Origin of the sequence: Brachyspira catarrhinii (assembly GCF_005518285.1) — a bacterium.
In the GTDB taxonomy this organism is placed as follows: Bacteria; Spirochaetota; Brachyspiria; order Brachyspirales; family Brachyspiraceae; genus Brachyspira; species Brachyspira catarrhinii.
The window spans coordinates 1-6685 of record NZ_SJDU01000108.1 but is presented as its reverse complement, the minus strand read 5'-3'; the positions used below and the strand labels follow the sequence as shown (position 1 = coordinate 6685).

Annotated in this window: 8 protein-coding genes; 1 reads left to right on the top strand and 7 read right to left on the bottom strand. The window is 29.5% G+C overall.

Annotated features, from left to right (window positions below; genetic code table 11):
* Nucleotides 1–8: 8 nt before the first annotated feature.
* From EZH24_RS14735 to EZH24_RS05485, 7 genes are all read right to left on the bottom strand, one after another.
* Nucleotides 9–218, bottom strand: a complete 210-nt coding sequence (locus tag EZH24_RS14735; RefSeq protein WP_137998141.1) for a hypothetical protein — start codon at nt 216–218, stop codon at nt 9–11.
* A 32-nt stretch (nt 219–250) separates the two neighbouring features.
* Nucleotides 251–1057: a beta-keto acid cleavage family enzyme gene (locus EZH24_RS05510; RefSeq protein ID WP_170310840.1), complete on the bottom strand. Its 807-nt coding sequence runs from the start codon at nt 1055–1057 to the stop codon at nt 251–253.
* A gap of 32 nt (nt 1058–1089) precedes the next feature.
* Nucleotides 1090–1809 carry a FadR/GntR family transcriptional regulator gene (locus EZH24_RS05505; protein WP_137998139.1) on the bottom strand — a complete coding sequence of 240 codons (720 nt, stop codon included), beginning with the start codon at nt 1807–1809 and terminating at the stop codon, nt 1090–1092.
* A gap of 66 nt (nt 1810–1875) precedes the next feature.
* A complete protein-coding gene (locus tag EZH24_RS05500; RefSeq protein ID WP_137998138.1) occupies nt 1876–3147 on the bottom strand; it encodes a TRAP transporter large permease in 1272 nt (423 codons plus the stop codon).
* Between the two features lie 43 nt (nt 3148–3190).
* Nucleotides 3191–3643: a TRAP transporter small permease gene (locus EZH24_RS05495; protein ID WP_170310839.1), complete on the bottom strand. Its 453-nt coding sequence runs from the start codon at nt 3641–3643 to the stop codon at nt 3191–3193.
* A gap of 29 nt (nt 3644–3672) precedes the next feature.
* Nucleotides 3673–4689 (bottom strand): DctP family TRAP transporter solute-binding subunit, encoded by a 1017-nt coding sequence (locus EZH24_RS05490; protein WP_137998136.1) that lies wholly within the window; start codon nt 4687–4689, stop codon nt 3673–3675.
* Between the two features lie 54 nt (nt 4690–4743).
* Nucleotides 4744–5415, bottom strand: a complete 672-nt coding sequence (locus EZH24_RS05485; protein WP_137998135.1) for an aspartate/glutamate racemase family protein — start codon at nt 5413–5415, stop codon at nt 4744–4746.
* 316 nt (nt 5416–5731) lie between these two features.
* Here EZH24_RS05485 and obgE point away from each other — a divergent pair.
* The coding region (gene obgE / locus EZH24_RS05480) for a GTPase ObgE (protein ID WP_137998134.1) at nt 5732–6685 on the top strand (954 nt) is incomplete at its 3' end.

Below are 6685 nucleotides of genomic sequence, written 5' to 3'. Positions count from 1 at the left end.
ATTATCCTTTAGAAACTGAAACTTTCAAAAGCATTTTTTATAGTTTGATAACTCCAGTCTGTATATACAAATACTCCATTAACCGTTTGTATGCCAGTTGGGTCATCGTCTAAAACTATTATCTTTTTTTCTAAATGTTTTATTTCTTTTTCATATATTGTTTTAATTTTATTCTCATTAGAAGTATCATAACTATTTAAAATATTGGTTTTAAGCATATATCCCTCTTTGTAATTATTTAAATTAAAAATTATTTATTTCTAAATACGCTAAAAAATTTTCTAGCTTCATCTACAGACATAGATTCTTTACCCATAGCATTTAATAGTTTTTTAAAATGTTTTACTAACTCATAATTTCTTTTAGCATACCTTTCTTTTTCTATATAATCGCTATCTTCAAAACCGACTCTTATAGTTTTTGCTCCCATAGATATAGCCGCAGCGATTATATCGTTATTATCTCTTGAAAAATGTGTTATTCCCCAAAACATATTTTTAGGTATAAAACTTCTTAATGCATATAAAGCTTCTATACTGGCTGGAGCTACTCCATTATGTCCCAATACTATATTAAAAAGTATGGGGGATTTTAATTTAAACTCCTCGTATAATTTAATAGTGGTTTCTATCATTCCTATTTCAAAAACTTCAACTTCTGGTATTTTCTTATTTTTTATTATTTCTTTAAGGCAGTATTTCACATCGTCTATTTGATTTATATACACGCTTTTTGATAAATTCATTGATCCTACATTGAGAGAAGCAAATTCAGTGTTTTTATATTTTAACGGTATACATCTTTCTTCTATCGAAAGAGAAGATACTCCTCCCGTTGAAGCTTCTACAATTATATCACATTTTTCTTTTATAAGTTCTATTGTGTGCTGGAAATATGATAAATCATTTGTCAAATTACCATTTTTATCTCTTACATGTAAATGAACCATAGACGCTCCAAGTTTATAGCATTCTATAACATCGGATGCTATTTTTTTAGCGTCTAAACTTTTACTTGAAGCGTTAATTGGGGCAACTGAAATTAAAACTTTATCCATAATATACTCTCCTAATTTTATTAAATCATAATTTATTTTATGCTAACTTTTTCCCAAAATTGGTAATGTTCTTTTATAGTTTTATTTATTAAATCTATATTCTTTTTCTCAATAATATCAATTATTTGCCAATGAAGTTCTATAAATTTATTTTCTTTTCCTTCCGATATTATTTTTTCCATAGCCTTTGTTCTTGACGGTATTGTAATCCTATCTATATATTCGGCTATATTATTTAATAAAGTGTTATTAGCCATTTCAAATAAGGATTTATGAAAATTTATATCTTCTTCCAGAATTTTTTCTATGTTTTTATTTTTATCTAAAATAGACTCTTTTAATTTGATGAAAGATTTTTTTAGATTTTTTATATCTTTTTCCGTTATTATCTCCATAGCCACATGCATAATACCGTTATCAAAAACTTCTCTTAATTGCATTATTTCGCTTATAGAATCTTTTTGTAATATAATACCGTAAAGACCAGGGTCAAGCATATTGTATCTAAAGTTATCGGCTATAAAAGTTCCCTCAGAACGTTTTATATATACTATCCCAAAGGTTTTAAGTATATTAATAGCTTCCCGAATAGAATTCCTTCCCACATTAAAGTCTTTAGATAATTCCAATTCGGTTGGTATTTTATTACCTGGTTTTAATTCTCCGTTTATAATAGCCCCTGTTATCTGCTCCACTATTCTTTCTACAACAGACTTATTGGCAAGAGAAGATTTTAACATACTACTATTCATTTTTTCCCCTTAAAAAATAAATTAAATTTAATATATAATTGTATATCAAATTTAATATTTTTTAAATTATTTTATAAAAACTAAAGAAAACCAAGGCAAATAAGTTATTATTAGTAAAGCTATAAGAGACATTATAATTAATGGAACCATATTCTTTACTATATTTTCAAATTTCACTTTACCAATATTGGCGGCTACATATAAATTTGGACCCACTGGAGGAGTAACCTGCCCAATAGATAAATTTAATACTATTATAGTGCCTAAATGTATCATATTTATATCCAATGCTTTTGCTACAGGCATTATTATAGGGACCAATATATACATAGCGCTTGTATTATCCATAACGCAACCTGCAATTAAAAATATAATGTTTATAATTATAAGCATTACATATTTATTATGCGTTATAGAAAGCGCCATTTCAGTAAGACTTGAGGCTATAGATTGCTGTGTTAACACCCATGAGAAAATACCAGCATTCATTATAATAAGAAGTATTATGCCTGTTGTTTTAGCGGTATCGAAAAGAGTTTCTACTAATTTCTCTAAATTTAATTCTTTATAAATAAATACGCTTATTATAAAACTATAAATTACGGCAACGGAAGCGGCTTCGGTTGGAGTAAATATACCCGAATATATTCCTCCCAATACTATTACGGGACTCATCAATCCCCAAAAAGATTCTTTTATAGATATAAAAATACTTTTTAAAGAACTTCTTTGAGAATCGCTTTTCCAATTTTCTTTTTTAGATTTTATAAAAACTGAAATACAAAGACATAATCCAAATACTATGCCAGGCATTATGCCAGATAGAAATAAGTTGCTTATAGATTCTCCCGTAATCATACCGTATATTAAAAATGTTATGGAAGGAGGGATAACGGTTCCTAACGAACCAGATATAGCGGATAATGCGCTTGTATAACCAGCATCATATCCCTGTTTTACCATAGATGGAATTAGAATAGAACCTATTGCTGCAACGGTCGCCGTTCCAGAGCCAGATATAGCCGCAAAAAACATAGCTGCAATTACCGCAACATACCCCAAACCGCCATGAATTGGACCTATTATGCTATTTGCCATATTAATTAATCTTTTCGATATGCCTCCTTTTTCCATAATAACTCCCGCCAATACAAAAAGCGGAATGGTTAAAAGAGAAAATTTTTGAACCGTAGCTTGCAATATAGAAGGAATAGATGTTATAGGCATTCCTACAAATAAAAGCGTTATAGCGCTTGAAAGTCCTAAAGAAACTGAAATAGGTATGTTTAGAATTATAAAAATTATAAGCGTTCCAAATAAAACTATAGTTGTATCCATATATTTATCCTCCATAATAAATTATTAAATATTAAAATAAAAATTAATTATGTCTTGTTTCATATTGTATTATTCTTATAATAGATAAAATAGCCGAAATTGGGATGGCTAATCCTATAAGATACCCAGGCGTTTGCATTACCGAAGTTACCATACCAGACTTTATTTGCATCATAACCATCCTAAATCCGTATATTATCCAAATTGTATAATTGGCAAAAATTATTATTATCCTAATTATTTTATGAATAAATTTTGGCTTACCTTCAAGTTTTTCCATAATATATGAAAAACCCATATGAGAATTAGTCTTGAAAACAGATGCCGATGCTAATGCACACACCCATACAAAAACTGTAGTTACTAATTCCATTGTCCATGATAAATTTACATTCGGAAGCTTTCTCGATATAACTCCTATAAAAGTGAATATTGTCATAACGATAAGACCGAAAGCGCATATTATCTCTTCAAAATAATCAAAAAATTTTTTCATTATCTTTCTCCTTAAAATATTTTTAGTTATTATTCTCCATTAGCCACGCTTCTAAATAAATTTATAACATCTTCCCCAATAATATTTTGGTATTTTGTATAAATTGGTTCGGACACATCTTGAAATGCTTTTTCTTCTTGAGAAGTAAGTCTAGTTACTACCACATTTTGTTTTTCTATTTTTTCTATTATATCCACTTCGCTTTGTTTGATATATTCATTTGCAAAATTTAAAGATTCGTTTGCGCATTTTTCTAAAAGTATTTTCTGTTCTTCATTAAGCTTATTTAAAGTTTTATCGCTTATAAACCAACCTGTAATATCTCTTACATAATTCCATAAAGTAATGTATTTTTGAACCTCGTTAAATTTAGAAGAATCAAATACGCTAATTGGATTTTCTTGCCCATCTATCGTTTTTTGCTGTAAAGCCGTATAAACTTCAGAAAAATCCATAGCCGTAGGATTAGCTAAAAAGTAATCTCTGTATAGGTCTATAAATATAGTTGCTCCAGGAACTCTTATATTCATTCCTTTCAAGTCTTCTGGAGTTTTTATAATTTTTTTACTGTTAGATATTTGTCTAGCTCCAGCATTATGAAAACCTAAAAGTTTTATTCCCATATTGGAACTCCACGAGCCGACTTCATTTTTTATTTTCTCATTAGAACATATTCTATAAATAGATTCTTCAGTAGTGAACATAAAAGGCATCCAAAAAACATAATATCGATTATCAAAATTAGCTAAATTATTTGGAGAAGAAGCATGTATATCTATATCGCCTGTGGAAACCATTTCTATAGCTTTTGTTAAATCTCCTCCTGATAACCCGCAATTTGGAACAACATTTACTCTGATAGTATTGTCGCTGCCAGATTCCACTAATTCTTTAAATTTATTTGCTGCAATATCGCTTAAAGAATTAGGCGCCATAGTATGACTAAAGTTAATAGTTAATTTTTTAGAACCACCTTGAGAACAAGACAATATTAAAATAACTACAACTAAAGATAAAATTAAACTTGAAAAAACTTTTTTAAACATAAAATATACTCCTTTAATGTTTTTTTAATTATATTATTTTACTTATATTATTAATTATAATAATCCTTTTTTTATTAACGCTTCTTTTATCGCTTTAGCTCCAAATCTAGGACTTGAAACTACAATCTTTTTACATTTTTCATATATTAAATTTTCACAATAAGCCATAGACCCTTGAGCAAATAGTATTACATCTACGCTGTCAGATATTTTTAATGCATTTTCCAGCATTTTTGATTTAAATTCATCTTGATTGAGCCCAAAAGCTCCTCCTATTAAACATTCTATAATCTCCACTCTTTTATTTGTTTCTCTGGCTATTCTTAATATTGTATTTTTAGTTGGATTAAGAGTTGAAGATAAAGTAGCCATGACGCCTATTCTTTTACCTCTTAATACGGCTTCTCTGCACATTTCTTCATCTATCCTTATTATAGGAATACCCGAATATTTAGAAAACGATTGAACGCTATCTGCCACTTCTCCTACCGAAGAACACGCGTTTAATATAACATCAGCTCCTTCCAATATAGCTTTACAATAAAGCTCTAATAATTTTGCCGAAGCAGATGATGTTACATAGCCTTTTTTCCTTATTTCATTTAGGATGGATGAATCCTCAAAACTAACAAATGAAATTTCATCGCCAACACTATTTATAAGTTCTTTTTGAACATTATCTATAAGTTCTGGCGTGGTGCTTGTATAAACAACTCCAATTTTCATATCACTTCTCCATAGTATATATTACATACTACATAGTATGTATGCTCTATAGTATAATAAAAAATATTTTATTTGTCAATAGTTTTTATCAAATAATTTAAAAAAAATTTATTTAAAAATATATATCATGGTTATTATAGTTATTTATAGATAATATAGTTAATAAAATATAATTTGTTATATTAGAATTATATTAGAATTTTAATTCTATCAAGTTAAATCATATATACTTATATCATTAAACATTCAAATTTATAAATTATAATTGATAAAATAAATTTTTTATAATATAATTTTTGTTTTACGAGGATTAATAATGAAGCAATTTATAGATGTAGTTAATTTTGAAATTGAAGCGGGACATGGAGGCGCGGGATGCGTGAGTTTTAGAAGAGAGGCGCATGTTCCTATGGGCGGTCCCGATGGCGGAAACGGAGGAGACGGAGGCGATGTAATCGTAATCGTTGACGCGAGAATAAACAATTTCGGAAAAATAAAAAGCAGAAAAAAATTCAGAGCGAGAGACGGAGAGCAAGGGAAAGCGAGATTAAGCGATGGAAAAAAAGGCGACAATGTGGTAATAAGAGTTCCAATCGGCGCGGTAATTTATAACGAAGAGACGGGAAATATAATCGCAGATTTAACCGAAGACGGACAGAGCGAAACTATCGCAAGAGGAGGAAAAGGCGGAAAAGGAAATAAATTCTACGCAACCTCCACAAATCAAGCGCCAGATTACGCTCAACATGGACTCGAAGGCGACAAATTAAATATAAGGCTTGAAGTAAAATTAATCGCAGATATTGGACTTGTCGGCATGCCTAACGCTGGCAAGTCGAGTTTGCTTGCGAGACTTACGAGAGCGAATCCAAAAATAGCTTCCTATCCTTTTACCACTCTTACGCCAAATTTGGGAGTTTGTTATTTGGATTATGAAAGAAGTTTTGTAATTGCGGACATCCCGGGAATTATCGAGGGAGCGAGCGAAGGCGCGGGACTCGGACTAACATTTTTAAGACATATAGAGCGAACGGGAGCTTTGGTTTTCGTAATAGATATAACGGACGAAGATATTGGCGACACTTATTTAAAATTAAGAAAAGAATTAAAATCATATAGCAAAGAATTGATAAAAAAGAAATCGATAATAATTTTGAATAAAACCGATATGCTCGAAAAAAATGAAATCGAAAAAAAAATTAAAAGCGTAAAAAATACTGTAGAAAAAGAATATAAAAACGGAAGACACAATATAGGATTTATTATGATT

Excerpts from the sequence above, each read along its gene's own strand:
- EZH24_RS05490 (WP_137998136.1), bottom strand. The coding sequence starts at position 4,689 with ATGTTTAAAAAAGTTTTTTCAAGTTTAATTTTATCTTTAGTTGTAGTT.
- EZH24_RS05500 (WP_137998138.1), bottom strand. The coding sequence starts at position 3,147 with ATGGATACAACTATAGTTTTATTTGGAACGCTTATAATTTTTATAATT.
- EZH24_RS05510 (WP_170310840.1), bottom strand. The coding sequence starts at position 1,057 with ATGGATAAAGTTTTAATTTCAGTTGCCCCAATTAACGCTTCAAGTAAA.
- EZH24_RS05505 (WP_137998139.1), bottom strand. The coding sequence starts at position 1,809 with ATGAATAGTAGTATGTTAAAATCTTCTCTTGCCAATAAGTCTGTTGTA.
- EZH24_RS05485 (WP_137998135.1), bottom strand. The coding sequence starts at position 5,415 with ATGAAAATTGGAGTTGTTTATACAAGCACCACGCCAGAACTTATAGAT.
- EZH24_RS05495 (WP_170310839.1), bottom strand. The coding sequence starts at position 3,643 with ATGAAAAAATTTTTTGATTATTTTGAAGAGATAATATGCGCTTTCGGT.
- EZH24_RS14735 (WP_137998141.1), bottom strand. The coding sequence starts at position 218 with ATGCTTAAAACCAATATTTTAAATAGTTATGATACTTCTAATGAGAAT.